This window comes from Mycobacterium sp. NPDC049093 (assembly GCF_040704635.1).
Classification (GTDB): domain Bacteria; phylum Actinomycetota; class Actinomycetes; order Mycobacteriales; family Mycobacteriaceae; genus Mycobacterium.
The window spans coordinates 445581-472461 of the sequence record NZ_JBEZJS010000006.1 but is presented as its reverse complement, the minus strand read 5'-3'; the positions used below and the strand labels follow the sequence as shown (position 1 = coordinate 472461).

27 protein-coding genes and 3 pseudogenes are annotated in these 26881 nt (G+C 66.2%); 20 read left to right on the top strand and 10 right to left on the bottom strand.

Annotated elements, in window-relative coordinates; all coding sequences use genetic code 11:
• Nucleotides 1–43: 43 nt before the first annotated feature.
• From dnaJ to era, 10 genes and pseudogenes are all read left to right on the top strand, one after another.
• The gene (gene dnaJ / locus AB0876_RS25520; protein ID WP_491841327.1) at nt 44–1186 is read left to right on the top strand and encodes a molecular chaperone DnaJ; all 1143 of its coding nucleotides are present in this window, start codon (nt 44–46) and stop codon (nt 1184–1186) included.
• 16 nt (nt 1187–1202) lie between these two features.
• On the top strand, nt 1203–1952 hold the full coding sequence (locus tag AB0876_RS25515) for a 16S rRNA (uracil(1498)-N(3))-methyltransferase (RefSeq protein WP_491841328.1): 750 nt from the start codon (nt 1203–1205) through the stop codon (nt 1950–1952).
• Between the two features lie 38 nt (nt 1953–1990).
• Nucleotides 1991–2713: a hypothetical protein gene (locus AB0876_RS25510; RefSeq protein ID WP_498887033.1), complete on the top strand. Its 723-nt coding sequence runs from the start codon at nt 1991–1993 to the stop codon at nt 2711–2713.
• 164 nt (nt 2714–2877) lie between these two features.
• A pseudogene (locus tag AB0876_RS25505) lies at nt 2878–3588 on the top strand (PhoH family protein); the annotation flags it as partial.
• Nucleotides 3577–4407, top strand: a pseudogene (locus AB0876_RS25500) (LAGLIDADG family homing endonuclease); the annotation flags it as partial. The pseudogenes AB0876_RS25505 and AB0876_RS25500, both read left to right, overlap by 12 nt.
• A gap of 255 nt (nt 4408–4662) precedes the next feature.
• A pseudogene (locus AB0876_RS25495) lies at nt 4663–5004 on the top strand (PhoH family protein); the annotation flags it as partial.
• Complete coding sequence (gene ybeY / locus AB0876_RS25490; RefSeq protein WP_055115434.1) at nt 5001–5537, top strand: rRNA maturation RNase YbeY; 537 nt, start codon at nt 5001–5003, stop codon at nt 5535–5537. The pseudogene AB0876_RS25495 and the gene ybeY, both read left to right, overlap by 4 nt.
• Complete coding sequence (locus AB0876_RS25485; protein ID WP_491841331.1) at nt 5534–6826, top strand: hemolysin family protein; 1293 nt, start codon at nt 5534–5536, stop codon at nt 6824–6826. Before ybeY ends, AB0876_RS25485 begins: the two co-directional genes overlap by 4 nt.
• On the top strand, nt 6819–7136 hold the full coding sequence (locus AB0876_RS25480; RefSeq protein ID WP_491841332.1) for a cytidine deaminase-like protein: 318 nt from the start codon (nt 6819–6821) through the stop codon (nt 7134–7136). Before AB0876_RS25485 ends, AB0876_RS25480 begins: the two co-directional genes overlap by 8 nt.
• On the top strand, nt 7133–8032 hold the full coding sequence (gene era / locus AB0876_RS25475) for a GTPase Era (protein ID WP_491841333.1): 900 nt from the start codon (nt 7133–7135) through the stop codon (nt 8030–8032). Before AB0876_RS25480 ends, era begins: the two co-directional genes overlap by 4 nt.
• A 16-nt stretch (nt 8033–8048) precedes the next feature.
• Here era and AB0876_RS25470 read toward each other — a convergent pair whose 3' ends face one another.
• Nucleotides 8049–9548 (bottom strand): amidase, encoded by a 1500-nt coding sequence (locus AB0876_RS25470; RefSeq protein WP_491841334.1) that lies wholly within the window; start codon nt 9546–9548, stop codon nt 8049–8051.
• 63 nt (nt 9549–9611) lie between these two features.
• Here AB0876_RS25470 and recO point away from each other — a divergent pair, with 63 nt between their 5' ends.
• From recO to AB0876_RS25450, 4 genes are read left to right on the top strand one after another with little or no spacing between them, the layout of a single operon-like run.
• Nucleotides 9612–10463 carry a DNA repair protein RecO gene (recO, locus tag AB0876_RS25465; RefSeq protein ID WP_491841335.1) on the top strand — a complete coding sequence of 284 codons (852 nt, stop codon included), beginning with the start codon at nt 9612–9614 and terminating at the stop codon, nt 10461–10463.
• On the top strand, nt 10402–11292 hold the full coding sequence (locus AB0876_RS25460; RefSeq protein WP_491841336.1) for a decaprenyl diphosphate synthase: 891 nt from the start codon (nt 10402–10404) through the stop codon (nt 11290–11292). The genes recO and AB0876_RS25460 overlap by 62 nt, the downstream gene beginning before the upstream one ends.
• 1 nt (nt 11293) lies before the next feature.
• Nucleotides 11294–11740, top strand: coding sequence for a hypothetical protein (locus tag AB0876_RS25455; protein WP_491841337.1), 447 nt, complete (start codon nt 11294–11296; stop codon nt 11738–11740).
• Nucleotides 11737–12141: an NUDIX hydrolase gene (locus AB0876_RS25450; protein ID WP_491841338.1), complete on the top strand. Its 405-nt coding sequence runs from the start codon at nt 11737–11739 to the stop codon at nt 12139–12141. The genes AB0876_RS25455 and AB0876_RS25450 overlap by 4 nt, the downstream gene beginning before the upstream one ends.
• 77 nt (nt 12142–12218) lie before the next feature.
• Here the strand turns inward: AB0876_RS25450 and AB0876_RS25445 are convergent, their stop codons facing one another.
• Together AB0876_RS25445 and AB0876_RS25440 are read right to left on the bottom strand one after the other, a co-directional pair.
• Nucleotides 12219–12617, bottom strand: a complete 399-nt coding sequence (locus tag AB0876_RS25445) for a Fur family transcriptional regulator (RefSeq protein ID WP_491841339.1) — start codon at nt 12615–12617, stop codon at nt 12219–12221.
• Complete coding sequence (locus AB0876_RS25440; RefSeq protein ID WP_491841340.1) at nt 12614–12982, bottom strand: ArsR/SmtB family transcription factor; 369 nt, start codon at nt 12980–12982, stop codon at nt 12614–12616. Before AB0876_RS25440 ends, AB0876_RS25445 begins: the two co-directional genes overlap by 4 nt.
• Before the next feature lie 97 nt (nt 12983–13079).
• On the opposite strand from AB0876_RS25440, the gene AB0876_RS25435 reads away from it, so the two are divergent.
• Together AB0876_RS25435 and AB0876_RS25430 are read left to right on the top strand one after the other, a co-directional pair.
• A complete protein-coding gene (locus AB0876_RS25435) occupies nt 13080–14477 on the top strand; it encodes a glycine--tRNA ligase (RefSeq protein WP_491841341.1) in 1398 nt (465 codons plus the stop codon).
• Nucleotides 14478–14597: 120 nt separating this feature from the next.
• Nucleotides 14598–16001, top strand: coding sequence for an FAD-dependent oxidoreductase (locus AB0876_RS25430; RefSeq protein ID WP_491841342.1), 1404 nt, complete (start codon nt 14598–14600; stop codon nt 15999–16001).
• Here the strand turns inward: AB0876_RS25430 and AB0876_RS25425 are convergent.
• The gene (locus AB0876_RS25425; RefSeq protein WP_491841343.1) at nt 15994–17031 is read right to left on the bottom strand and encodes an alcohol dehydrogenase; all 1038 of its coding nucleotides are present in this window, start codon (nt 17029–17031) and stop codon (nt 15994–15996) included. The genes AB0876_RS25430 and AB0876_RS25425 overlap by 8 nt on opposite strands.
• 212 nt (nt 17032–17243) lie before the next feature.
• Here AB0876_RS25425 and AB0876_RS25420 point away from each other — a divergent pair, with 212 nt between their 5' ends.
• Nucleotides 17244–17825 carry a TIGR03086 family metal-binding protein gene (locus AB0876_RS25420; RefSeq protein WP_491841344.1) on the top strand — a complete coding sequence of 194 codons (582 nt, stop codon included), beginning with the start codon at nt 17244–17246 and terminating at the stop codon, nt 17823–17825.
• Here AB0876_RS25420 and AB0876_RS25415 read toward each other — a convergent pair.
• From AB0876_RS25415 to AB0876_RS25395, 5 genes are all read right to left on the bottom strand, one after another.
• Nucleotides 17812–18813, bottom strand: coding sequence for a zinc-binding alcohol dehydrogenase family protein (locus tag AB0876_RS25415; protein ID WP_491841345.1), 1002 nt, complete (start codon nt 18811–18813; stop codon nt 17812–17814). The two genes, AB0876_RS25420 and AB0876_RS25415, sit on opposite strands and share 14 nt — an antisense overlap.
• A 4-nt stretch (nt 18814–18817) precedes the next feature.
• A complete protein-coding gene (locus tag AB0876_RS25410) occupies nt 18818–19318 on the bottom strand; it encodes a DUF302 domain-containing protein (protein ID WP_491841346.1) in 501 nt (166 codons plus the stop codon).
• Entirely contained in the window at nt 19315–20331 is a 1017-nt protein-coding gene (locus AB0876_RS25405) for an alcohol dehydrogenase catalytic domain-containing protein (RefSeq protein ID WP_055115391.1), read from the bottom strand. The genes AB0876_RS25410 and AB0876_RS25405 overlap by 4 nt, the downstream gene beginning before the upstream one ends.
• Nucleotides 20331–21014 (bottom strand): SDR family oxidoreductase, encoded by a 684-nt coding sequence (locus AB0876_RS25400; RefSeq protein WP_055120381.1) that lies wholly within the window; start codon nt 21012–21014, stop codon nt 20331–20333. The genes AB0876_RS25405 and AB0876_RS25400 overlap by 1 nt, the downstream gene beginning before the upstream one ends.
• Nucleotides 21015–21080: 66 nt before the next feature.
• Entirely contained in the window at nt 21081–23777 is a 2697-nt protein-coding gene (locus AB0876_RS25395; RefSeq protein ID WP_491841405.1) for a helix-turn-helix transcriptional regulator, read from the bottom strand.
• Between the two features lie 54 nt (nt 23778–23831).
• Between AB0876_RS25395 and AB0876_RS25390 the strand changes: the two genes are divergently transcribed.
• Nucleotides 23832–24287, top strand: a complete 456-nt coding sequence (locus AB0876_RS25390; RefSeq protein WP_029121335.1) for a winged helix-turn-helix transcriptional regulator — start codon at nt 23832–23834, stop codon at nt 24285–24287.
• Here the strand turns inward: AB0876_RS25390 and AB0876_RS25385 are convergent.
• Nucleotides 24274–25095, bottom strand: coding sequence for an alpha/beta fold hydrolase (locus AB0876_RS25385; protein WP_029121336.1), 822 nt, complete (start codon nt 25093–25095; stop codon nt 24274–24276). The genes AB0876_RS25390 and AB0876_RS25385 overlap by 14 nt on opposite strands.
• A 159-nt stretch (nt 25096–25254) precedes the next feature.
• On the opposite strand from AB0876_RS25385, the gene AB0876_RS25380 reads away from it, so the two are divergent.
• Together AB0876_RS25380 and AB0876_RS25375 are read left to right on the top strand one after the other, a co-directional pair.
• Nucleotides 25255–26118 (top strand): alpha/beta fold hydrolase, encoded by an 864-nt coding sequence (locus AB0876_RS25380; protein WP_055115387.1) that lies wholly within the window; start codon nt 25255–25257, stop codon nt 26116–26118.
• Between the two features lie 9 nt (nt 26119–26127).
• Entirely contained in the window at nt 26128–26847 is a 720-nt protein-coding gene (locus AB0876_RS25375; RefSeq protein WP_491841347.1) for a hypothetical protein, read from the top strand.
• Nucleotides 26848–26881 lie beyond the last annotated feature (34 nt).

The window sequence follows — 26881 nt, the reverse complement described above, 5'->3', positions numbered from 1 at the left end:
GGCAGCCGGTCGATCCGGCACAGAAAGGTCAGGCAAGGTCAGCGTGGCACGCGATTATTACGGCTTGCTCGGAGTGAGCAAAGGTGCGAGCGATTCAGAGATCAAACGTGCCTATCGGCGTTTGGCGCGTGAGCTGCATCCCGACGTCAATCCCGACGAAGAAGCCCAGAGCCGGTTCACCGAGATCCAGGTCGCCTATGAGGTGCTGTCGGATCCGGAGAAGCGACGCATCGTGGACATGGGCGGCGACCCGATGGAGTCGGTCGGCGGCGCGCCCGGTGGGTTCAGCGGGTTCGGCGGGCTCGGCGACGTGTTCGAGGCGTTCTTCGGTGGCGGCACCTCGTCGCGCGGACCGATCGGCCGGGTCCGGCCCGGCGCCGATTCACTCCTGCGCATGCGGTTGGACCTCGCGGAGTGCGCCACCGGCGTGACCAAGCAGGTTGCCGTGGACACCGCGGTCCTGTGCGACCTGTGTCAGGGCAAGGGCACCAACGGCAATTCCAAGCCGGTCGCCTGCGACACCTGCGATGGCCGCGGCGAGATCCAGACCGTGCAGCGCTCGCTGCTGGGACAGGTGATGACGACCCGCCCGTGTCCCGTGTGTGGGGGTATCGGTGAGGTCATCCCCGATCCGTGCAACCGCTGCGGTGGCGACGGCCGGGTGCGTGCCCGCCGTGAGATCAGCGTCAAGATCCCGGCCGGGGTCGGCGACGGCATGCGGGTGCGACTGGCTGCCCAGGGTGAGGTCGGACCGGGCGGCGGGCCGGCAGGCGATCTGTACGTCGAGGTCCACGAGAAGCAGCACGAGACGTTCGTCCGTGACGGCGATGACCTGCACTGCACGATCTCGGTGCCGATGGTGGACGCTGCGCTCGGCACCACGGTCACCGTCGACGCGATCCTCGACGGGGCCACCGAACTGACCGTGCCCGCCGGTACCCAGCCCGGTGCGGTGACCACACTGCGTGGGCACGGTATGCCGCATCTGCGGTCCGGGGTCCGCGGTGACCTGCATGCCCACATCGAGGTGGTGGTGCCGTCGAGGCTCGACAGCACCGATACCGACCTGCTGCGCAAGCTGAAGGAGAACCGCGCCCGCGACGTCACGGAGGTGCGTTCGACGCAGTCCTCCGCGAGTTCCAGCGGTTTGTTCAGCCGGTTGCGCGAGACGTTCACCGGCCGCTGACGCCGCGGGCTGTTACGTGAGCTCAGCGCTTTTCTACGTCGACGCGCTACCGGGCGCGGGGGAGCTCGCCGTCGTCGACGGCGACGAGGGCTTTCACGCGTCCAACGTCCGACGCATCCGGGTCGGCGAACCGATAGACCTGAGCGACGGTGCCGGAACACTTGCCCACTGTGTCGTCGAGGACACCGCCAAGGGCTGGTTGTCGGCGCGGGTGACCGAGCGGGTCGACATCGCGGCCGCACGCCCGAGTGTCACCGTGGTGCAGGCGCTGCCCAAGTCCGATCGTTCCGAGCTGGCCGTCGAGCTGGCGACCGAGGCCGGCGCCGACGGGTTCGTCGCCTGGCAGGCAACTCGGTGTGTGGCCCGCTGGGAAGGCCCGAAGGTGGACAAGGGCCTGCGCCGCTGGGAAGCGGTGGTTCGCTCCGCGGCCCGGCAGTCCCGCCGTCCTTACATTCCGTCCGTCGAGGGCGTGGTCTCGACGGCAGCGCTGACCCGGCGCGTGGCCGACGCCGTGTCCGCCGGGGCAGTGGTGCTCGCACTACACGAATCCGCCACCGAACCGCTGGCCGAACTGCCTCTGGCCCAGGCGAGTTCACTGATGCTGATCGTCGGGCCCGAAGGCGGCATCGCCGACGAAGAGATCGCCGCTTTTGCCGCAGCCGGCGCGAAAGCTGTCCGGTTGGGCCCGACCGTCCTGCGGACGTCGACGGCTGCGGCCGTCGCGCTGGGCGCGATCGGTGCGCTGACGGGACGCTGGGCGATTTAGCGCCGACGGTCAGCCCGGCCGGGCATTACGCTCCACTGGTGAGTTTTCCGCCGCAAGGCCCGCCGCCGTACGGTCAGCCCCCCTTCGGGCAGCAGCCCCCATACGGGCAACAGCAGCCGCACTGGGCGCCCTATCAGGGGCAGCCATGGCAAGTTCCTCCGCCTCCGCCTCCGTCGAGTCGTTCGGGACTCATCGTCGGCGTCGTGGTGGTTGCCGTCATCGCTGCGTTCGGTGCCTTGCTGCTCATCGTGAAGATGTCAAAGAGCGGAAACGGTGCAGTGAGCGATGAACAACGCGCGGCGAACCCGACGACGGCCGAATGGCCGAGCGATTTCAAGATCGTGTGTAAGGACGGCTCGGTCAGCAACGCCGCGTCCTATGCCCAGCCGTACAAATACATCGGGTTTTTCCAGGGCATGCAGGATGGTTCGTGGTACGAGGTTGCCGACCAGCGTGGTGAGGAGCTGTCGGAGATCAACATTGTCGCCTGCCTGTCACGCAAAACCGACACCGAGGTGAAATCGGGGCAGTGCGAGTCGAGTGCGTGGGACAAGCCGGTCACCATCGACCATTACTCCGTCCAGTACGAGATCGAGGTCCGTGAAGCCAGGACCGGTAGGTTCATCAAAAGCCTGGGCACGGTGGACGGCCCGGCCGGTGAGTGCCCGTCGGTCAGTTTCTTCGACTGGGTTCCCGACAAGCTCTACGGAGAGCCGGATGGCACCGAGGTGGAGGCAAAGATGACGGAATTCGCCGGTTGACCTGCGCGTTCACCCGGCCGGCCAGCCGGGGCCGCTAACCGCGCAGCTCTGATCGGCGTCAGCCCGCTTAACCATTGGGGCGTGTCGTTGACCAGCGGTAAACTGGCCACAGTACGACGGCAGCCGGCCGTCAGGAAAACACGGAAAGCAGGCACAAACTCCACGTGACGCCCCGCGACACGACCGCTGACTCGTCGGCCACCGCATCGGAATCGGTCCGCAGCAGCATCACTGTTCCGCCCGACATCATCGTGGGCCTGCTCGGCTCGGCTGATGAGAATCTGCGGGCACTCGAAAGACTTCTGACTGCCGATATCCACGCGCGCGGCAATGAGATCACCTTCACCGGCGAACCAGCCGACGTGGCACTAGCCGAGCGCGTGGTCGCCGAGTTGATCGCCGTAGCCTCCAGCGGCCAGGCGGTGACCCCCGAGGCGGTGCGACACAGCGTCGCCATCCTCACCGGCGCCGAGGACGAGTCCCCGGCCGAGGTGCTCACGCTCGACATCCTGAGCCGCCGCGGCAAGACCATCCGGCCCAAGACGCTGAACCAGAAGCGCTACGTCGACGCAATCGATGCGCACACCATCGTGTTCGGCATTGGCCCGGCCGGTACCGGCAAGACCTACCTGGCGATGGCCAAGGCGGTTAGCGCCTTGCAGACCAAGCAGGTCAACCGGATCATCCTGACTCGCCCCGCGGTGGAGGCAGGTGAGCGCCTCGGCTTCCTGCCGGGCACGTTGAGCGAGAAGATCGACCCGTACCTGCGGCCGCTGTACGACGCACTGCACGACATGATGGATCCCGAGCTCATTCCGAAGCTGATGAGCGCCGGGGTAATCGAGGTCGCGCCGCTGGCATATATGCGGGGACGAGCGCAGCCGTTGTTCGCAAATGTGTTGACGCCCAATGGATTCCGTCCGATAGGCGAGCTGAAAGTCGGCGACTTCGTGATCGGCTCTGACGGGTCACCGACAGAGGTAACGGGTGTCTACCCTCAGGGTTTCAAGGAGATCTACCGGGTCTTCACCCAGGACGGTGCATCTACCCTTGCATCCGGCGATCACCTGTGGGCGGTGTACACGGCTTCGGACCGGCGCCGGAACAAGCCGGCCCGCGTGCTCGAGACAAAAGAGATGATCGGGAATCTTCGTGCGGCTCATGCCCACCGATACGAGCTTCCGTTGTTGAGCTCGCCGGTGGAGTTTGAGCGACGGTCCGTGCCGATGGATCCCTATGCCCTTGGGCTGCTGCTGGGTGACGGATGTTTCTCGTGCCGAGCGACGCCCACCTTTGCGACCAAAGATCCGGAGTTGGCGGACGCGTTGGAACGCCTGATACCGGGCATCACGGCGCGACGTAAGACCGACATCGACTATGTGCTGAACCGGATCACCACGCCCGGCGAGGTCGTCACGATCGAGAACCCGGTGACCGGTGTCGTGCGGCAGCTCGGCTTGTCCGGCAAGAAATCGGACACCAAGTTCGTTCCGGTGGACTACCTGTTCAATACGGCGGAAGTCCGCTTGGCTGTGTTGCAGGGTCTGCTCGATACCGATGGAGGTCCGGTCACACAGGGCGGCCGGACGTGTCGTGTCCAATACACGACCGCGTCCGACCAGTTGCGTGACGACGTCGTCTTTCTCGTCGAGTCGCTGGGCGGTGTGGTCTATGTGCGGACGCGGAAAGCTGCGGGGCGTAAACCCGGGTTAGCCCGGGGGCGCGAGGTTCATCATCGTTGTGATGCCCATATTCTCGATATTCGCCTGCCCGAAGGTGTGGCACCGTTCCGACTGACCCGTAAGGCGGCGAAGTACGACGAGACCGGTGGTGGTCGGCCAATGCGATTCATCGATCGGATCGAGCCGGAGGGTACCGAAGAAGCCGTCTGCATCAGCGTGGCGGCGGCGGACTCGCTCTACATCACCGAGGATTTCCTTCTCACCCACAACACCCTGAATGACGCGTTCATCATCCTCGACGAGGCGCAGAACACCACCGCTGAACAGATGAAGATGTTCCTGACCCGTCTCGGGTTCGGATCCAAAGTCGTTGTCACCGGCGACATCACGCAGGTGGATCTGCCCGGCGGCAACACCTCCGGCCTGCGGGCGGCGATGAACATCCTCGACGGTATCGACGACATCCACTTCGCCGAACTCACCAGTGCCGACGTGGTCCGACACCGCCTGGTGTCCGAGATCGTGGACGCCTATGCCCGACATGAGGAGCCGGCATTGCTCAACCGTGCCCAACGCCGTTCGTCGAACGGACGGCCCCGTCGATCATGAGCATCGAGGTATCCAACGAGTCGGGCATCGATGTGTCCGAGGACGAGCTGATCAGCGTCGCACGCTTCGTCATCGCCAAGATGGATGTGAACCCGGCGGCTGAGCTGTCCATGGTGCTGCTGGACAGCGCGGCGATGGCCGACCTGCACATGCGGTGGATGGACCTGCCCGGTCCGACCGATGTGATGAGTTTCCCGATGGATGAGCTGGAGCCCGGGGGTCGGCCGGATGCGCCCGAGCCGGGACCGGCCATGCTCGGTGACATCGTGTTGTGCCCGGAGTTCGCCGAGCAGCAGGCGGCCAAGGCGGGGCACTCGCTCGGTCAGGAGTTGGCCCTGCTGACCGTTCACGGTGTGCTGCATCTGCTCGGCTACGACCACGCCGAGCCGGACGAGGAAAAAGAGATGTTCGCGCTGCAGCGTCAGCTTCTCGAGGAGTGGGTAGCTGATCAGGTCGAGGCGTACCACGCCGACCGGCAGAGCGAGAAGGACCAGCGGCTGCTCGACAAGTCCCGATATTTCGACGAACCGTGACGGGCTTACTTCCGCTGCTAGGTGCCGTGGTGCTGGTCGCGTTCGGTGGCCTGTTCGCCGCCATCGACGCCGCGCTCTCGACCGTGTCGATCGCGCGCATCGAAGAACTGGTCCGCGAGGAACGTCCGGGTGCGGCCCGGCTCAGCCGGGTGGTCGCTGAACGGCCTCGCTACATCAATCTTGTTGTACTGCTTCGGATCACGTGCGAGATCACCGCGACCGTGCTGTTGGCGTCCTTCCTGGACGGGCATCTCGGTGTCGGATGGGGTCTGGTGGCTTCTGCCGCGATCATGGTGGTGACGAGTTTCGTGGCCATCGGTGTCGGCCCGCGCACGGTCGGCAGGCAGAACGCCTATTCCATCGCGCTGATGTCGGCGTTGCCGCTGCAGGCGATCTCGGTGCTGCTCACTCCGATCAGCCGCCTTCTGGTGTTGATCGGTAACGCCTTGACTCCCGGCCGCGGTTTTCGCAACGGCCCGTTCGCGTCCGAGATCGAGTTGCGGGAGGTCGTCGACCTGGCCCAGCAGCGCGGCGTCGTCGCCGACGAGGAGCGCCGGATGATCCAGTCGGTGTTCGAACTCGGCGACACGCCGGCCCGTGAGGTCATGGTGCCGCGTACCGAGATGGTGTGGATCGAGAGCGACAAGTCGGCAGGCCAGGCGACGTCATTGGCGGTCCGCAGCGGGCATTCCCGCATCCCGGTGATCGGTGAGAACGTCGACGACATCGTCGGCGTCGTCTACCTGAAAGACCTTGTCCAGCAGACCTATTACTCGACCAACGGAGGTCGTGACACCAACGTGGCGCAAGTGATGCGCCCGGCGGTGTTCGTCCCGGATTCCAAGCCGCTGGACGAATTGCTCAAGGAGATGCAGCTCGACCGCAACCACATGGCGCTGCTGGTCGACGAGTACGGCGCGATCGCCGGCCTGGTCACCATCGAGGACGTGCTCGAAGAGATCGTGGGCGAGATCGTCGACGAGTACGACGCCGGCGAGGTCGTTCCGGTGGAGGACCTGGGTGAGCGCCGGTACCGCGTGTCGGCGCGGCTGCCGCTCGAAGACCTCTGCGAGCTCTACGAAATGGAGCCCCACGAGGATCTCGACGTCGACACCGTCGGTGGCCTGGTCGCCTTCGAACTGGGTCGGGTGCCGCTGCCCGGCGCCGAAGTCACCTGGGACGGTCTACGGTTACGCGCCGAGGGCGGTTCCGACCACCGTGGTCGGGTGCGGATCGGCACAGTTCTGGTCGCCCCGGCCGAACCGACGAACAAGGAGAGCGATGACTGAGCTCGACGCGGAAGACAGCAAGCTCGTCGTGCTGGCCCGCGGCGCGATGGGCCGCGCCGAGGCCCCCGCCGGTGCGGCGGTACGCGACCAGGACGGTCGCACCTACGCCGGCGCCCCGGTGACCCTCGCGGCGCTGCAATTGACCGCCCTGCAGGCGGCAGTGGCCGCTGCGGTGTCCAGCGGTGCCACCGGAATCGAGGCCGCGGTGCTGGTCGGCGGCTCCGCCGACGACGCAGGTGTCGCCGCGGTGCGGGAGCTGTCCTCGGACGCCGCGGTGATCGTCACCGATCGGGCGGGAAACCCATCATGACCGAATTCCGTTCCGGCTTCGTCTGTTTCGTCGGCAGGCCCAACACCGGCAAGTCGACCCTGACGAATGCGTTGGTGGGCCAGAAGGTCGCGATCACCTCGAACCGCCCGCAGACCACCCGGCACACCATCCGCGGCATCGTGCACCGCGACGACTTCCAGATCATCCTGGTCGACACCCCCGGCCTGCACCGTCCGCGCACCCTGCTCGGGCAACGGCTCAACGACCTGGTCAAGGACACCTACTCCGAGGTCGACGTGATCGGTCTGTGCATTCCGGCCGATGAGCGCATCGGCCCAGGGGACCGCTGGATCTATCAGCAGATCCGCGCTGTGGCGCCGAGGACCACCCTGATTGCCGTCGTCACCAAGATCGACAAGGTGCCCAAGGATCGTGTCGCCGAACAGCTGATGGCCGTAAGCGAACTCCTGGGGCCGGATGCCGACATCGTGCCGGTCTCGGCCACCGCGGGCGAACAACTCGATGTGCTCACCGATGTCCTCGTCTCCAAACTGCCGCCGGGGCCTGCCTATTACCCGGACGGCGAGCTCACCGACGAGCCCGAGGAAGTGTTGATGGCCGAGCTCATCCGCGAGGCCGCACTGGAAGGTGTGCGTGACGAGCTGCCGCACTCGCTGGCTGTTGTCATCGAGGAAGTCGAAGAGAGAGAAGGCCGTGACGATCTGATCGACGTCCACGCGATCCTCTACGTCGAGCGTGACAGCCAGAAGGGCATCGTGATCGGCAAGGGCGGGGCGCGCCTTCGCGAGGTCGGCACGGCCGCCCGCACCCAGATCGAAAAGCTGCTCGGCACAAAGGTTTACCTCGACCTGCGGGTCAAGATCGCCAAGAACTGGCAGCGCGATCCGAAGCAGCTGGGCCGGCTGGGCTTCTGAGCCCTCGCCCTTCGAACTACCCGTCGAGCGCGTTGATCGCGGCGGCAGCCTGGGACGCATCGGTCTGCGACGGGGCGGTCCACCAGATGTCGGGTTGCTCGGCGGCCCAGCCGGTGATCGCCTCCAGTTCGGCGGCCAGCGAGATCAGCAACGGCTCACTGTCGGCCGGCCCCATCAGTTGGACGCCGATCGGCAGCCCGTCGGAGGTGAAGCCGGCGGGCACGTTGATCGAGGGCCAGCCCAGCAGGTTCCACGGCCAGGTCACCGGGCAGGCGGCGATCGAGGCGCGTTCGGTGGCAGACCAACCGCGGCGGTCGAATTCGTGTGTGAGCGGTGGTGGTTGGGCCGTGGTCGGCGCGATGATGACGTCGACGAGGTTGAAGATCCAGGAGATGCGGCGCTGCGCGGCGACCTCGTGTGCCCGGGCCTTGCGCAGAATGTCCTGTGACAGCAGCCGGCCGATCCTCATGTTGGTGGCGGTGCGCTCGTCGTAGACCACGTCGCCCAGGCGGTCGGCCCAGTCCAGAAGGCCGGAGGTGGAGCGGGCCAGGAAGTCCCAGGACATCCGCAGGCTGTAGTTGGGGTCTTTTTCCTCCACGGTGTGACCGAGCTGACCGAGGTGGTCGGCGGTGGTCTGCAGCGCCTTGCGAATCTCTGGGTGCAGTGTGGCCCGGAAGCCGGTGAACGGGAACTTCGTCGACATCGCGATCCGCAGGGGCCCGGGGGCGCGGCCGACGTGTTCCGCGGCCTGTATCGGCGCGGGCTTGTGCAGATCACCGTCGGCGTTACCGGATGCGGCGTCGAGCACGAGGGCCGCATCGGTGACGGTGCGAGCCAGCACCCCGTTGACGGTGATGCCGTTGAACGCCTCGGGCAGAGGCCAGGTGGAGATGCGTCCGCGCTGCGGCTTGATGCCGACCAGATGCGTCCACGCGGCGGGGATGCGGACACTGCCCGCGCCGTCGGATCCGATGGCCGCGGCCACCAGGCCCGCGGCGACGGCCGCGGCACTGCCGCCGGAGGATCCGCCCGGGCTGTGCTTGCGCGACCACGGGTTGCGGGTATGGCCGAACCCCGGCCCGCCGGTGAACGGCCACTGTCCGAGCTCGCAGGTATTGGTCTTCCCGACGATCACCGCGCCGGCAGCCTTCAGCCGGCGCACCACCTCGGCGTCGTCGGTGGCGACGCGGGTAGAGCCGTCGGTGCCGAACCGGGTGGGCACCCCGGCGACGTCGACGTCATCCTTGACCGCGATGGGGATTCCCAGCAGTGGGAGTTGTTTGCCGGCTGCGCGAGCCGTGTCGGCCTTGGCGGCGTCGGCCAGCGCCTGCTCGGTCAGCACGACGCGGAATGCGTTGAGGGTGGACTGGCTCGCGGTGATGGCGTGCAGCGACTCCTGTACCAGTTGCTCAGAAGTGACTGCGCCGCTGGCGAGTTGATAGAGCTGATTGGTCAGGGTGGGGAACCGGGCGGGGGGCTTGCGGGAAAAAGGAGCAGAAGTCGCAGATTTGGCCATCACTTTCGAGGATATCGGCGATGCGTAACGGAACCTGTCCGGCCATGGTGCGACACTGTCACGATGCGGCTGTACCGGGACCGGGCGGTGGTGCTGCGCCAGCACAAGCTCGGCGAGGCCGACCGGATTGTCACCCTGCTCACCCGCGACCATGGTTTGGTGCGCGCGGTGGCCAAGGGCGTTCGGCGTACCCGCAGCAAGTTCGGCGCGCGGCTGGAGCCGTTTGCCCATATCGACGTGCAGCTGCATCCGGGGCGCAACCTCGACATCGTCACCCAGGTGCAGGCCATCGACGCGTTCGCCGCCGACATCGTCAGTGACTACGGCCGCTACACGAGTGCGTGCGCGATGCTGGAGACCGCCGAGCGGCTGGCCGGGGAGGAGCGGGCACCGATGCCCGACCTGCACCGGCTCACGGTGGCCGCACTGAGGGCCGTCGCCGACGGTCGCCGGGCCCGCGAGTTGGTGCTCGACTCCTATCTGCTGCGGGCGATGACGATCGCCGGGTGGGCGCCGGCGCTGACCGAGTGCGCCCGCTGCGCCACGCCGGGCCCGCACCGGGCATTTCACGTCGCCGCCGGCGGCAGTGTGTGCGTGCACTGCCGGCCCAGCGGATCCAGTACTCCGCCCCAACCCGTGCTGGAACTGATGTCGGCGCTGCACGAGGGTGACTGGGAGTACGCCGAGGCGTCCTCATCGACGCATCGCAGCCAGGCCAGCGGGCTGATCGCCGCGCACCTGCAGTGGCACCTGGAGCGCCAGCTGCGGACATTGCCTCTGGTCGAGCGGGTGTACCGGATCGATCGGACAGTCGCCGAGCAGCGCGCCACGCTGGTCAGGCAGGATATGACCCATGGCTTTGAAGCGGGACAAGCAGGGCAAAACAACCTACCCACAGCTGCCCCCGGCGCCTGAGGACTATCCGGTCTTTCCGGACACCTCGACCTGGCCCGTCGTCTTCCCCGAGATTCCGGCCGGCACCAACGGCCGCTTCGCCCGCCCGCCCCAACACACGTCCAAGGCCGTCGCGCCTCGCATCCCGGCGGATCAGGTACCCAACCACGTCGCCGTGGTGATGGACGGCAACGGTCGATGGGCCACCCAGCGTGGTCTCGGCCGCACCGAGGGCCACAAGATGGGCGAGGCCGTGCTGATCGACATCACCTGCGGTGCCATCGAACTGGGCATCAAACACTTGAGCGTCTACGCCTTCTCCACCGAGAACTGGAAGCGCAGCGCCGAAGAGGTCCGGTTCCTGATGGGGTTCAACCGGGAAGTGGTGCGTCGCCGCCGGGAGAATCTCAACGCCATGGGCGTGAACATGCGCTGGGTGGGGTCGCGGCCCAAGATGTGGCGCAGCGTCATCAAAGAGTTCGACATCGCCGAGCAGATGACCGTCGGTAATGACGTCATCACGGTCAACTACTGCGTCAACTACGGCGGTCGCACCGAACTCGTCGAGGCCGCGCAGGCGCTGGCCACCGAAGCTGCCGAGGGCAAGATCAACCCGAGCCGGATCACCGAGGCGGCCTTCGCCAAGCATCTGCACCGCCCCGACATCCCAGACGTGGATCTGTTCATCCGGACGTCGGGGGAGCAGCGGGCCAGCAACTTCCTGCTGTGGCAGTCGGCGTACGCCGAGTTCGTGTTCCAGGACAAGCTGTGGCCGGACTACGACCGACGCGACCTGTGGGCGGCCTGCGAGGAGTACGTGAACCGCAACCGTCGCTTCGGCAGGGCCTGACATGCCCGGCCTCCTGCAGCAGTTGTCCTCGGCGCTCGGCGAGGTGATGTCGGTCGTCGAGGAAGACGACGACGCGCTGACCGTGACGGTCGACGGTTCGGTGGCCTCGGTGCGGGTCGTGGCCATCGCCGAGGACCTGGAGATGGTCTCGCTGACTCAGCCGTTGGCATGGGATCTGCCGCTTGACAACAAGATTCGCGAACGCGTGTCCGACCATGCCAGTAAGACCATGCTGGGCACCGTGGTGTTGGTGGAGAAGCTGGTCGACACTCCCACCAACGGCGCGACGCCCAAAGGTGCGGCACGTAAGCGGCCGGCCAAGAAGGTGGCCGACGTGATGCTGCGCTACAACTTCCCGGCGGCCGGGCTCACCGACGACGCACTGCGCACCCTGATCCTCATGGTCCTGGCCACCGGCGCCGACGTGCGTCGGGACCTGATGTCGTGAGCCGGCCGGTCATCCGCATCGTCGCGGCCGTGGTGCTCGGTGAGGACAACCGGCTACTCGTGGTCCGCAAACGCGGTACGACGGCGTTCATGCAGCCCGGCGGAAAGATCGAGCCGGGGGAGCAGCCGATCGAGGCGTTGGCCCGGGAGGTTCGCGAGGAGCTCGGCGTCGGTTTTGATGTTTCGGCGGCCGAAGAACTCGGCCACTTCACCGCACCCGCCGCCAATGAACCCGGCCACGTGGTCGATGCGTGGCTCTACCGGGTGAGCCTGGACGGCGAGCCGCGGCCGCAGGCCGAGATCGACGAGATGACCTGGATCGACCCCCACGCGCCCGGTGACGTCGAGTTGGCGCCGCTGACCGAGCACGCAGTGCTCGAGCTGGTGCGCGATCGGGCTTAGCGCGTGCCGCGTGTGAAGCGCTGTGGCGAAAAATTGTCCCTGCGATCGCCGCCACGCTTCATACGCGGAAAGTCGGATCAGTTGGCCTCGTCGCCGCAGCCGCGGCACATGCCGAAGATCTCGATCGTGTGGCTGACGTCGGAGAAACCGTGCTCACGTGCCACGTCGGCAGCCCAGACCTCGACCTGGCCGCCGGAGATCTCGACGGTCGCGCCGCAGGCCCGGCACACCAGATGGTGGTGGTGGTCCTCGGAGCATCGCCGGTAGACCGACTCTCCCGTGTCGGTGCGCAACGTGTCGACGTTGCCGGTGTTGGCCATCGACTGCAGGGTGCGGTACACCGTGGTCAGTCCGATGCCCTGGCCGCGGCGGCGCAGCTCGTCGTGCAGTTCCTGGGCCGAGCGGAATCCGTCGGTCTCGTTGAGCAGGTCGGCGATGGCCGCACGCTGCCGGGTGGACCGGACCGCGCCGGTCACCGGTGGTCCTCGCCGGCGTGGGCGACGGCGTCGGCGACGATGTGGGCGAGATGGTGGTCGACCAACTGGTAGAGCACTTCACGTCCCGCGCGCTCGCTGGACACCACTCCGGCCTGCTTGAGGATCCGCAGATGCTGGCTTACCAGCGGTTGCGGCACGTCGAGCGAGTCGACCAGTTCGTGCACACAGCGCGCCGACTGCTGCAGCTGCAGCACGATCGCGATCCGCAACGGGGCGGCCAGCGCGCGCAACAGCTCGCCCGCGGTGTCGAGGACCTCGCGCGAGGGCAACTCCGGCGCCGGCGCGGTGCTGTGCCCGCGTGCGTCGTCGTGGTGATTCGCCGTGAAATTGGAAATCGTTTCCATTACGGGCCAGGATACATGCGCGATATTGCATGTCAACCGCTCCGCCGGCCGCGGCGGATTATCGCTGCCGGCGCGCTGGTCGCTACTCTGATGCACCGTGGCATCCATCATCGACACCGTTGCGAACCTGGCGAAACGCCGCGGCCTGGTCTTCCAGTCCGGAGAAATCTACGGCGGCACCAAGTCCGCGTGGGATTACGGCCCACTCGGTGTCGAGCTGAAAGAGAACATCAAGCGCCAGTGGTGGAAGTCGATGATCACCGGCCGCGACGACGTCGTCGGCCTGGACAGCGCGATCATCCTGCCGCGCCAGGTGTGGGTGGCCTCCGGTCACGTCGAAGTGTTCAACGATCCGCTGGTGGAGTGCCTGAACTGCCACAAGCGTCATCGCCAGGACCACATGCAGGAGGCGTACGCGGCGAAGAAGAGTACGCGCGACACCGCCGTGGATCCAGACACCGTGTCCATGGACGAGATCGTCTGCCCCGACTGCGGCACCAAGGGGCAGTGGACCGAGCCGCGCGACTTCAACATGATGCTCAAGACCTACCTCGGACCGATCGAGTCGGAGGAGGGTCTGCACTACCTGCGCCCGGAGACCGCTCAGGGCATCTTCGTGAACTTCGCCAACGTGGTCACCACCGCGCGCAAGAAGCCGCCGTTCGGCATCGGCCAGATCGGCAAGAGCTTCCGCAACGAGATCACCCCGGGCAACTTCATCTTCCGCACCCGCGAGTTCGAGCAGATGGAGATGGAGTTCTTCGTCGAGCCGGAGACCGCGCCGGAATGGCACAAGTACTGGATCGAGACGCGACTGCAGTGGTACGTCGACCTCGGCATCAACCGGGACAACCTGCGCCTGTACGACCATCCCAAGGAGAAGCTGTCCCACTACTCCGACGGCACGGTCGACATCGAGTACAAGTTCGGTTTCGCCGGCAACCCGTGGGGTGAGCTGGAAGGCATCGCCAACCGCACCAACTTCGACTTGTCCACGCATGCAAAGCATTCCGGTGTCGATCTGTCGTTCTACGATCAGGGCGCCGACACCCGCTACGTGCCGTACGTGATCGAGCCGGCAGCCGGCCTGACCCGCTCGCTGATGGCGTTCCTGGTCGATTCCTACACCGAGGACGAGGCCCCGAACGCCAAGGGCGGTGTGGACAAGCGCACCGTGCTCAAGCTCGACCCGCGCCTGGCTCCGGTCAAGGCTGCGGTGCTGCCGCTGTCGCGCAATGCCGACCTGTCACCCAAGGCCCGCGACCTGGCCGCCGAACTGCGCAAGAGCTGGAACGTCGAGTTCGACGACGCCGGTGCGATCGGCCGCCGCTACCGCCGTCAGGACGAGATCGGCACGCCGTATTGCGTGACAGTCGATTTCGACACCCTGGAGGACAACGCGGTCACCATCCGCGAGCGCGACGCCATGACCCAGGAGCGCATCGCGCTGGACAAGGTGTCGGACTACCTGGCGGTGCGGCTCAAGGGCGCCTGAATCTGTCGCCGGCGTGCGTGTCTGGCAGTGACACACCGGGATTCGGCCGATCACCACATCGCTGGAATAAGTCATCGTACGGATACCTGATCGCACTGCACCTGGGCCAACATCTTCGGCATGGAACCGAGTTCAGCACAGAAACGTATCGACGCCGACCTTCTGGTCATCGGCTTCGGCAAAGGCGGTAAAACCCTGGCCGCCGATATGGGCAAATTCGGCCAGCACGTGGTCCTGGTCGAGGAGTCGGCCGCGATGTACGGCGGCACATGCATCAACACGGGGTGCATCCCGACCAAGTCGATGGTCTATCACGGCGAGCAGCGTGTGCCCGGCGTGTCCGGCGCCTCAGCGTATGCCGACGGGGTCGCGTCGGTGGAGCGCCTTACCGCGGGCTTGCGCGCCGTAAACCTGGCCTCCCTCGTGCGCACGGCGACGGTGCTGACCGGAAGGGCGCGCTTCGTCGACGCCCACAGCGTGGTCGTCAGCACCGACACCGGACCCGTAGTGGTTACCGCTCAGAGGATCGTCATTGGTACCGGGTCGACGCCAGTGATTCCGGACCTGCCGGGGCTGCACGACTGTCCGGTGGCGGTCACCAGCGCGGAACTGCTGCGGCTGGCCGCGCGGCCGGACCGGTTGGTGGTGCTGGGCGGCGGCTACATCGGACTGGAGTTCGCATCGATGTACGCCGGGTTCGGTAGCGCTGTCACTGTGCTGGAACAACGTCCAGCGGTGCTGGCGAACGAGGACTCCGATGTCGCCGGCGCAGCCCGTTCACTGTTGGGCGATCGTGGGGTTGACATCATCACGGAGGCGAGTGTGGTTGGGGTACAGACGATCATGCGTCCTGGCGGTCCGCCGGCGGCGCGAGTGGAGTATCTGATCCACGGCCGTTCCGCCACTGTCGACGCGGACAACGTACTCGTTGCGCTCGGCCGCAAACCCAAGACCGCCGATTTGGGGCTCGACCTGGCCGGGGTGGAGATTACCGACGCCGGCGCGATCGTGGTCGACGATCACCGCCGCACCAGTGCACCGCACATTTTCGCCGTCGGCGACGTCAATGGTGGGCCGCAGTTCACTTACATCTCTCTCGACGACTATCGCATTGTTCTCGATCAGCTCACCGGTGCCGCCGCGCCCCGGAGCGCCTCACAGCGGGTTGCGGTACCCAACTGCCTATTCCTCACGCCACCGCTGGGCCGGGTCGGTCTGACCGAATCCCAGGCCCGCGCCGCAGGTTACGACATCCGCGTCGCTGCGAGCCCCGTGGTCGAGCTGGCCACCGTGGCCCGGGCCCGCATCGTCGGCCAGACCGCCGGGATGATGAAGGTGGTGGTCGATGCTGCCACCGACCAGATCCTGGGTGCCGCTCTGCTGTGCCACGATGCCCAGGAGATCATCAATCTGGTCGCGCTGGCGATGCGGCATGGGATCACGGCAGCCGCTCTGCGTGACGAGATCTACACGCACCCTTCGATGGCGGAGTGCTTCAACCAACTCCTGGGGATGCTCACCTAGCATTCGCAGAGTCCGCCATCGTGAGCACGACCCGGAAACGCGCCTTGTTTTGCATCATCCGGTCGTATCCGGCGGCGGCGTCGCTCAGTGGCATCGGCTCAACCCATGGCCGGATCCCGTGCAGGGCAGCGAATTCGAGGGTGTCTTCGGTGTCGGCCGCGACGCCCGCGGGATGTCCGTGCACGGTCCCTGAACTGTTGATCAGTTGCAGTGGTGTGACATCGAGCGCCTCGTCCAGCACGGCCAGCGTCAGCAGTTCCCCATGCGGGGCCAGACCGTCGACTGCGGCGTTGATCGCCGCCCGATTCGTGGCGGTGGCGGCGACGACCCGGGCGCCGCCGAGCTTGCGCAGTTCCGCTGCTACATCGGCTTCGGTGGCGTCGATGTAGTGATGTGCACCGAGTTGGCGTGCCATGACCTCCTTTTCGGCACCGCGGGCGATGGCGACAGTTTCGAATCCCATCCGGGCCGCGAACTGCACACCGAGGTGTCCCAGCCCCCCGATGCCCAGGATCGCGACCAGGTCGCCGGGCCGCGCACCCGTGTGCCGCAGCGAGTTGAACATCGTCACGCCGGCGCACGCCAACGGTGCGGCCTCAATAGCGCTGAGAACATCGGGAATTCGCGCCAGGCCCGACTGGTGCACAATGAGCGTCTCGGCATAGCCGCCAGGGAAAGCAGCCCCGGTGATCTTGGACCGCTGGCAGTGTACGAAGTCGCCGCGCCGGCAGCGGTAGCAGGTTCCGCAGTAGAAACCGAACCAACCGATGGCGACCCGATCGCCGAGGTGCCAGTCGATGACGCCCGGACCGATCGCCTCGATGTGACCGGCAACTTCATGCCCCGGTGTCACCGGGAACACGGTGCCGGGCAGATACCCTGCGGCGATCTGCGAGTCCGAATGGCACACCCCGCAGGCCTCGACCCGTACCCGGACCTCACCGGTGGCCGGCTCCGGCACCGGCCGATCCACGAGGTGCAGTGCGCCGCCGGGTTCCACGACCTCAACAGAACGGTAGGTAGCAGACATCGTTTCAGTGCCTCTCGGTTGATTGAGCGTCTAAGCCACCACGTCACCAGATCTCTGACGGACGCGGTATGAGCACATTGACGGTTGTTCGGCGGACGTCGACTTCCGTGCGGCCGTCACCGATCCCGGCTGGCAGAGGCGGGTTTGAGCCTGCGAATTGCAGTCAGGTGTCCTATGCCGGGAAGGACACGGACCGACAAGAATTCCTTGGCATGGACGAACTATCGAGCGCCGAGGTGGCGTTGGCGGCACTGGTGCCGGTACTCGGCACGATCACCGTCGACATGCTGCACCTACCCACTCCGTGTGAGGGTTTCGATGTGGCCGGTCTCGCTGATCATCTGGTCGGAACCGTGACGATGGTGGGTGATTCGGCGGGCGTGGACGTTTCGGTGACGGATGGTCGGCCGATCGACGTTCGCGTCGCAGACGCGGCCGAAACCACGATCGAAGCCTGGCGGCGTCGGGGTACCGATGGTGACGTAGTCTTCGCCGGCCATGTCACGGCCGCCCGCCTGGCGCTGGGTGTACTGTCGATCGAACTCGTGGTGCACGGATGGGACTTCGCTCAGGCATTGCACCGCGCACTGCCCATCACCGCCGCGCATGCCGACTTCGTGCTGGGCCTGGCCCGTCAGATCATCACTCCCGACAGTCGCCTCACCGCCGGGTTCGACGAACCCGTGCCCGTCACCACCGATGCGGCAGCACTGGACAGGCTTGTCGCGTACACCGGACGGCACCCGCAATGCGAGTGCCGCCCCGCGTCGGATCACAGAGTCAAGAACGGGTGACCACGACCTTGCCCACCATACGGCCCGACTCGACATCACGGTGGGCTTCTCGCAGCCCAGCCGCGTCGAAGCCGTCGATTGTCTTGGTCGCCGTGCTGCGAATGGTGCCCTCGTCGACCAATTGTGCTGTGCGAATGAGCAACTGCTGCTGATAGGTCATGTCGTACTCGAACAGGGGCCGGGTGAACATCAGCTCCCAGTGCCAGGCGATGCTCTTGGCTTTCAGTGCCCCGAGGTCGAGGCCAACGGGATCGTCGATGGCGGTGATGTGTCCGAACGGACGCGTGATCTCGGCATAGGTGTCGACGTTGCCCGCTGAATGCGGTGAGAAGAGATAGTCGATTCCGTCGGGGGCGACGGCCAGTGCCTCGTCGCGTAGGCGGTGGTGGTTGATCACCACGTCCGCGCCCAGAGTGGTTGCCCAGGACCGGGATTCGTCCCGGCTGGCGGTGGCGATGACCCGCACACCGGTCAATGCCTTGGCGAGCTGGACCATGATCGAACCCACGCCGCCGGCCGCGCCGAGCACCAACAGGTCGCCGGTGGAGTCGGCGGTCAGAGCGAACCGCTCAAACAGCGCCTCCCAGGCTGTGATGGTCGTCAGCGGCAGCGCCGCCGCATCGGCGAACGACAGCGATGCCGGTTTGCGCGCCGCGATGCGTTCATCGACCGCGTGGAACTCCGCATTGGTGCCCGCACGGCTGACATCGCCCGCGTACCAGACCTCGTCGCCGACGGCGAGTGTGGCAACTGCCGGCCCGATCGCCTCGACGATGCCTGCGGCGTCGTAGCCGAGGATTGTCGGGACATCCGAGACCTGCAGCGCGGCTCGTCGTTTGATGTCGACCGGGTTCACCGAAACGGCAAGCACCCGAACCAGGATGTCGTGCGGCCGCAGGGTGGGTAGTTCGACGGTGATGTCCTGCAATGATTGTGGGTCGTCGATCGACAGTCCCGCGAAGGAGCCGACCGCGGACATGGTGTTCATATCGTCACCTGCTTTCGGTACGAGGCAGCTTGCCGCCTAGCAGTTCGATCAGATTCGCCAGTAGACCGTCGAGTTCTATTCCGACAGCTGCGATCTCGGGTTGGCCGTAACTGCCGAACAACAGGCTGGGCTGGTCGACTGCGAAGACAGTGCCGTGCCCGGCGTCGTACAACAGCGTGCGCAGCGGAGCATGCAACATGACGCCAGGGTCGTACCGGTACATACGTTCGGCGATGGTGTGATTACCCATCAGGTACTCGCTGCACGTCCATGCCGATGCTGAGCCGCTCATCGCCGGTGCGACTTCGGTGCTGAAGTACCGCAGAAAGCCGTGTGGTGCTTGCCGTTTTGCCTCGGAAAGAACGTCGTCCCAGTTGGTCGCATTGGTGAACGCCGCGAGATTTACTGTGGGAACCAGTGTTTCGTAGCGATCGCGCGCATCCTCATAACTGTCGGGAAGGCTGATCAGCAGTCGACGGCTCAGATGTTCGACGAAGGTGCTCACCTTGCGATCTCCAGGACCACCCGGAACCGGGCCTTGCCGCTCATCATGCGGTCGTATGCTTTCGGGGCATCCTCGAATGGGACCGGCTCGATCATCGGCGCAATGCCGTTGGCAACGCTGAACGCCAGATTGTCCTCGTTCTCGGCAGCCGATCCGGTGAGGCTGCCGACGATGCTCCGTCCCCCGAAGATCAGCTCCGAGGTGCTCACTTCGATCGGATCCGGTGCGGCGCCGACCACGACGAGCTGCCCGCGGGGAGCCAGCCCGGCTACCAACGGGCTCATCGAGGCCCCGCTGGCTGCGGTAGCTACTACAGCGGCGGCTCCGCCGAGCGCGGTTAGCGCAGCGCCCGGGTCTTCGGCAGCGCTGTCGATGTAGATGTCCGCGCCGAGATCGGTTGCCAGTTGAGCTTTTTCAGGTCCGCGCGCGATCGCCACGACCCGGAACCCCAGTGCATGAGCGTATTGCACGCCGAGGTGGCCCAGTCCGCCCAGGCCCTGGACACCGACCAATGCACCCGGCGCAGCCGGAACGTGACGCAGCGCGTTGAACGTGGTGATTCCTGCGCACAGCAGGGGAGCGGCCACCGACGCGTCGAGAGCATCCGGTACCCGCACCAGTCCGGTGGCACGTGCGTAGACGATCTCGGCGTACCCGCCGTCCACGCTGGTGCCGGGCGTCGGCTGATCGGTGCAGTTGACGAAGTCCCCGCGGCGGCAGAACTCACACTCATTGCATTGCCCGCCGAGGAATCCCAGGCCCACTCGGTTGCCGGGCACCCAGGTATGGACACCGTCGCCGACGGCATCGATGACGCCGACGATCTCGTGACCGGGCACCACCGGTTGCTGCGGGTCGGCACGCAGGCCCTCGACGGCCAGCACATCGCTGTGGCAGACACCGCAGCTGTGTACCCGGACCCTGACGTGGCCAGGTGCGGGTGGGACAATCTCACGTTCGACGAGTGCGAATTGCCGTTGTCCGGTGACTTGGTAGGCGCGGTAGGCGGACATTAGGCGACCGGGAACATGGGTGCGTGTACCTGACGGGTGAGGTCGTCGGCCAGGACTTCCGGTACGCCAGAAATGATTCCGTCGACGATCTGGCGAGCCACATCGTCGGGGGAGTTCTTGGGGACATCGAGATCGGCGATCATGTCGGTGTCGGTGTAGCCGAGGTAGGCTCCGATCACGTTGGTGCCCTGCTCTTTCAACTCCTGTCGCACCGAATTCGTCGCCGACCACAGCGCGGCCTTGGACACACCGTACGAACCGTAGCCGGGTAGCCAGGACAGGACCGAGGCGATGTTGACGATGGTACCGCCCTTGCCGGCAAGGAGCGGTGCAAAGGCCTGCGTGACCCGGATCGCGCCGAAGAAGTTGGTTTCCAGGACCGCGCGGATATCGTCGAGGTCATCGCGTACCAGGGACTGGCCACCGAGGGTGCCGGCGTTGTTCACCACGATGGTGGCGTCGGCGGCGACCCGCGCCAGGTGCTTTACGGACTCGGTCTCGGTGATGTCAGCCTGCACCACGACCACCCTCGGGTCATCGCTGCTTCCGCTGCGGCGGCTGGTCGAATACACCTTGGCTGCGCCGGCTTCCAGCAACGCAGCGACGATCGCCTTACCCAGGCCTTGCTGTCCGCCGGTTACCAGGGCGACCGCACCCTTCACCGGGGTCCCTGCTGTTGTCATGTCGATCTCCTTTGGGTTGTCCTCAGCACACATCGAAGGTGGGCGTCGTAGGTATCGGTGAAACGACTACTGTTCGTCCAGCACGGTATGCAGTTGATTGCGGTTGGTGATGCCCAGTTTGGGGAACATCTTGTAAAGGTGGGCCGCGACGGTGCGGTGTGAAACGTAGATGCGGTCGGCGATCTCCCGGTTGGTCAGGCCGGCGGCGGCTAATTGAGCGATGTGAAGTTCTTGGGAGGTCAGGCTGGAAACCGGCCCCTGGCGGGGCGTACCGGCAATGGCCACGCCCGCGGCACGCAGCTCGGCGGCGGCCCGGTCGGCGAACGGCGCCGCGCCGGCAGCGTCGAACACGGCCAGCGCCGACGACAGGTGGGTGCGAGCCTCGGTGATCCGGCGTTGTCTACGCAGCCATTGCCCATATGCCAGATGCGTTCGGGCCGTTTCGAGTTCGGCAGCCGCGTCATCGCCAGCGGCCAGAGCTGCCAGGAAATGCTCTTGTGCCTCGGCATCGGTCTGTGCCAGGAGCGCGTGTGCACGATGCGCGAGCATCAATTCCAGGCCTGTTCCCAGCTGTCGGGCTTGATCCTCGATGTCAGCGAGCAGCGGCCGCACCAGGTCGGCACGGTCATTTCCGGCCGCAGCCTCGGCGAGATCGGCGATGGCCCACCGCCGCGAGGTCCGGTGCCCAGTCATCTTCAACAGGTGTCCCAATGCGTCGGCTGGGTCGGCGGTGCAGAGCGCCAGCAGACCCGCCGCCCAGTGCGCATCGTCATGCCACAGGATCGCCGGGTCGGGCGCCAGCAGCCGACGCGCCGTGGCAACCGTCTCGCGGGCCTGATCGAACCGGCCCTGCCATACCTGCACCCGGGCGAGAGTGGCCGCCGCCGAGGCCGCGGTCATCGGCAGGTTGATGTCCTGAGCCAGCCGCAGCGCATTCTCGGCAGCGATTGCCGCGGCCTGGATGCGGCCCTCTCCCAACAGCAGTTGCGCTGCACCGCGTTGACTTTCGCATTCGTCGGCAGCTGACCCTGATTTCCTGGATAAGCTCTGCACGCGGTTCCAGCACTGCAGCGCATGTATGCGGTCGGCGACCGCCTCGGCGGCGAACCCCAGCGCCATCAGCAACAGGGGGTCGTCGGCAACTTCGTCGATCAGCCGGGGCAGGCGTGTGCGCAGGCCCTGACCGGCGCCGGTGTCGTCCACCAACGCCAATGCCATGCGCACCACCGGATCGTCTGCGCCGTCATCGAGGTGGCGAAGGGCCGCAACGACGTCGCGACGGGGTTCCTCGGCGAGGCCGTGCAGGCGGCACTCGATGGCTGCAGCCCACAGCAACCGACGCTGTTCGATGTCGCCGTCACTGAACTTGCCGGCGAGCGCGACGAGTTCGGTGGCCGACTGGCCCGGTATCGCGGCGGTGACGTTGAGGACGAATCGGGTGAGCACCAATTGCCCTGTGCTGCAATGCTGGTCACCCAGACTCTCGGCTTCGCCGAGAATGCTGATGGACTCGGCGGTCAGCCCGGAGCTACGGGCGATCTCGGCAGCTTCGGCCAACCGCCGCACCCGGGCGGCGGGATCGGGGGACAATACGGCTGCCCGGCGCAGGGCGGCGGCGGATTCGGCGCCTGCACCGCGCGCATGGGCCTGGCGGGCGGCGGCTTCGAGGTCCGTGGCCACCTGCTCGTCGGTGCCGAAGGTGGCTTCGGCGCGGTGCCAGGCTGCACGGACCGGGTCGACCGTCGCATCGGCGAGTGCCCGGTGAACGACGGTCCTCGCGGCCAGTGGGGCCGAGCCATAGACCGTCGACCGAATCAGCGGATGGCGCATGTGGAGCCGGCCGCCGCTCGCTGTGATCAGACCCGCCCGCTCCAGCGGGGCCAGTTCATCGGTGAGTGCCAGGCCGAGAAGATCGGTTGCGACGTCGATGTCACGCAGCTGCCCATCACTGGACGCGATCAGTAACAGCAGCAGGCGACTGTTGTCGGTCAGCCCGTCGAGCTGGGACAGGAAGGCCCGTTCGACCCGGCGGGTGGTGGGCAGCGGCTCACCGGAGAAAACCGCGCTGTTGCCGCGCTCGTCGACGGCGCCGGACAGCTCGATGACTGCCAGCGGGTTGCCACCCGCCTGGTCGAGCACCCGCTGCTGCAGCAAGGTGTCCGCGTGCTGTGCGGTGGTGTTCAACAGTTGTCGGGCGTGTTCGGGAGCCAGTGGGCCCAGTGACAATCGAGGTAGACCGTCCAGATACGGTGCGGCGCCGTCGAGTCCCGTGCGTTCGGCACACAACATCATCAGCGGTGCGTTACCGAGTCGGCGCGCGACGAACGCCAGAACCTCCAGTGAGGATTGGTCCAGCCACTGCACGTCATCGATGATCAGGATGATTCGGCGTCGGCTGGCGGCTTCTTCGAGGAGACCGAGCACCGCGAGACTGACCAGCAACCGGTCCGGTGTCGGACCGTCGTCCAGCCCGAAGGCGGTCAGCAGGGCCGTGCGTTGGCGGGGTGGCAGTGCTGCGGTGTGGTCGAGCACCGGGTGGATGAGTTCGTGGACGCCGGCGAAGCCCACCTCGCTCTGGCTTTGCAGGCCCGAACAGCCAAGTCTGCGGTAGCCGTTGGCCACCGCCCAGTCGGCGATCGCCGATAGCAACGTGGACTTGCCGATGCCGGCCTCACCATCGACGACCAGCGCTGTGCCGGTGGTGGAGATCGTGGCGAGCGTGTCGGTGACGCTGGCCAACTCGGCTGACCGACCGATTATCACCCTGGCCAAGTTAGCAGGCTGAATTGGCATTGCCAACCCAGGTAGAGTGTGAGGATGCGCACCGACCCGTGGTCCGACGACGCCTGCCCGATCGCCCGCACCATGGCGGTGCTGGGGCAGCGGTGGGCCATCCTGATCATCCGTGAGGCATTGCTGGGCCGGTCCCGGTTCTCCGAGTTCCGGGAACGGCTGGGGGTGGCCTCCGATGTGCTGAGCGCGCGACTGGCCGAGCTGGTGGACGCCGGCATCCTGGCGGTCGAGGATTACCGGGAGCCCGGCGAGCGAACGCGCAGTCGCTACGTGCTCACCGACGCCGGGCATGATCTGGTGCCGGTGCTCGCCGCGATGGGGCAGTGGGGTCACAAACACCGGGCCACCACCAAACGCCGCAGCTACCGGTTCATCGAGAAATCCACCGGTGAGCATGCACTGGTGGTATTCCGGCGGCGTGACGGCGTCGGCGTAACCACCCGGGACGTCACCCTCATCGACACGCTCAACTCCGGATGAAGTCCAGCAGGTCGCGACCCAACTGCTGCTGATAGTCACCGTGAATCCCGTGCGAGGCACCCGGATACACGCGTAGGGTGCCGTACCGCACCAGCTCGATCGCCTTCGACGCTGCATCGTGGATCGGGACGATCTGATCATCGTCACCGTGGGCAATCAGGATCGGCACATCGAGGGCTCGAAGGTCCTCGGCCAGGTCGGTCTCCGAGAACGCTTTGACACAGTCGTACGCCGATGCCAGCCCTGCCTGCATGCCCTGCAGCCAGAAATGGTCGATCAATCCCTGTGAGACAGCGGCACCGTCCCGGTTGAAACCGTAGAACGCCACCGCGAGTTCCCGCCAATACGCGGACCGGTCGGCCAGGACCCGGGCCCGGATGTCGTCGAACACCGACAGCGGTGTGCCCTCAGGGTTTTCCGCTGATGCCAGCATCACCGGTGGTACCGCGCCGACAGTGATCACCTTGCGCACCCGGCCAGTGCGGTGGCGCGCTGCGTACCGCACCACCTCGCCACCTCCGGTGGAATGCCCCACCACGACGACATCGGACAATCCGAGTCCGTCGATCAGAGCCGCCAGGTCTGCGGCGTAGGTGTCCATGTCGTTGCCCGACCACGTCTGCTCGGACCGGCCATGCCCCCGCCGGTCATGAGCGATGGCACGGAAACCGTTGTCGGCAAGCAGTTTCAGCTCCACATCCCAGGCGTCGGCACTGAGCGGCCAGCCATGACTGAAGACCACCGCCGGCCCGCTGCCCCAGTCCTTGTAGTACAGCTGCGCCCCGTCGGAGCCCTCCATATACGGCATGGCTGCAAGTCTGACCTCAAGCACCCGATTGGGTCATCCGTCAAACGACCATCGCCAGGTGCTACCGCGTCCTCTCGGCTGCGTGGTCAATTGACGGATACCCACGGAGGGTCGAAGGTCCCGAGGCTGGTGTCATCGACAACGGCAGGGAGATTCCAGATGACGGACGTCGTCACCGCGGTGGGCGCCGCACACGCACTCAACCTCGACATCGAGGTCGACGGCGAACGGTTCGCATATCGGCGCGTCGGTAACCCATCAGCCACGGTGCCCCCATTGGTGCTCCTCCAGCATTTCCGCGGCAACCTCGACTACTGGGACCCGGCACTGCTCGACGTTCTGGCCGCCGACCGTGAGGTGATCACCGTCGACCTGCGCGGTGTCGGTGGCTCCACCGGGACCACCCCCGACAACGTCACGGATATGGCGCGCGACGCCCTGAAGTTCATCGATGCGCTGGGCATCGCCACGGTGGACCTGCTGGGCTTCTCACTCGGTGGCCACATCGCCCAGGAGATCGCCCTGGTGCGCCCGCGGTTGCCGCGCCGACTGGTGCTCGCGGGCACCGCGCCGCAGGGTGCCCCCGATCTGCACCGCTGGTCCGAGGACGTCTACACATACGCCTGCGCCGACGAGATCACCGCCGAGGGATTCATCGCGCTGTTCTTCTCCGGCTCCGACCAGAGCGTCCAACGAGGCCGGGAGTACCTGGCCCGCACCCATGCCCGCGACACCGACCGTGACCCTGAAACCAGTCTGGCCTGCCGTGATGCGCAGTACCAGGCCCTGATGACCTGGGGTATCCCGGAATCGTCAAAACTGGAGCGGCTTTCGGCCATCACCCAGCCGACGCTGGTCGCCGACGGCGACAACGACACCATGATGTCCACCAAGAACAGCTACCTGCTGGCGGAGAAGATCCGCGGCGCCCAGCTGCGGATCTACCCCGACGCAGGCCACGGATTCCTCGACCAGTACCCGGCCGAGTTCGGCCAGCACATCCGCCAATTCCTCGGCCGTTAAGGAGAACTCATGACCGACCTGCTCACCACTGTCCTGAACACCTACGGCGGAGTCGACCGCTGGCGCGAACTGACCTCGGTCACCGCACACAAGCGGTTCGGCGGCGCCATCTGGGACATCAAGGCCGTCCCCGGGATCGTCGACGACGGTGAGATCACCGTCTGGATCAAAGACCAACGCACTTCGCTGGGGCCCTTCACCGCGCCGGATCTGAAGACCGCCTACACCCCGCAGCGGGTGGGTATCGAGAAAACAGACGGGGACGTGGTGGAGGTACTCGACGACCCGCGCGCGTCATTTTCCGGACACACCCTCGAAACGCCTTGGACCACATTGCAGTTGGCGTACTTCACCGGGTATGCCATGTGGACCTACACCGCCGAACCGTTCAACCTCACCTTCCCCGGAGTGCGTGCCGAAGAAGGTGAACCCTGGACCGAGGACGGGCAGCGGTGGCGCACGCTGCACGTCGACTATCCCGACACCATCGCCACCCACAGCCCGCACCAGATCCTCTACGTCGATGCCGACGGATTGATCCGGCGACGCGACTACCAGGTCGACATTGCCGGGGGATCCCCGGGCGCGCACTACATCTCGGATTTCGATGAGATCGACGGTCTGGTGATCCCACGTACCCGGATGATCTACGTCCGCGACGCCGACAACCACCCGGTCCCAGAGCAACTCGTGGTGTCCATCGAACTGACTGACCTCACCTTGGGCTGAGGGCTGACATGTTCACGCGCCTCATCGCACTGAA